The sequence below is a fragment of the Vibrio sp. 1978 genome (genome assembly GCF_033344345.1).
Window position 1 is genome coordinate 1 of the sequence record NZ_JAWPOP010000815.1, and the last position, 568, is coordinate 568.

The window sequence follows — 568 nt, forward strand, 5'->3', positions numbered from 1 at the left end:
CCGCCACTTCTGCCCAAGCGGTTGTGTTAAGGTAAACGTAGATATCTCTCGCTGCTCTATTAGTCTCGCGAGTCTTTTTTGAGCGAATTAGATTGATCTGCTGATTGTGAAGTAGAACATGATGCACCATTTCATGGGCGATGATAAAAACGATTTCATCAATATAATGAGACTCAGAAAATACTCCTGAAGTTAATACAATTTTGTTATTTCTAACCAATGCACCGTATATTTCCGATTCAGTAATTTCATATTGAACAGCAAGATCACATCCAAACACGCCATTAATACGGTGAGCAATATGTCTCACAATTTCTTCATTTTTTTCACTGTTAGAATTATTAACTACTTTGACGTCATTGCCTGAAAACTTTTCACATACATGGGCAATGTTCAAGGTGTCAAACGGAACCGTTTTATATTTAATGGCTGGTAACTCAATGTTCTCAACGTTGCCGCTTTCCATATAAGCTTCTCGGTCAAAATCAAAGTCTTTTATCTCATCAAGGTTCGCTATATTGTCCTTATGTTTTTCGTCGATATAGTCTTCAAACGCTAAATTATCGCT

1 protein-coding gene is annotated in these 568 nt (G+C 36.8%); it reads right to left on the minus strand.

Annotation, left to right across the window (positions count from 1 at the left end; genetic code table 11):
- A partial coding sequence (locus R8N49_RS29280) for a M48 family metalloprotease (protein ID WP_318190715.1) occupies positions 1–568 on the minus strand: 568 nt, incomplete at both ends.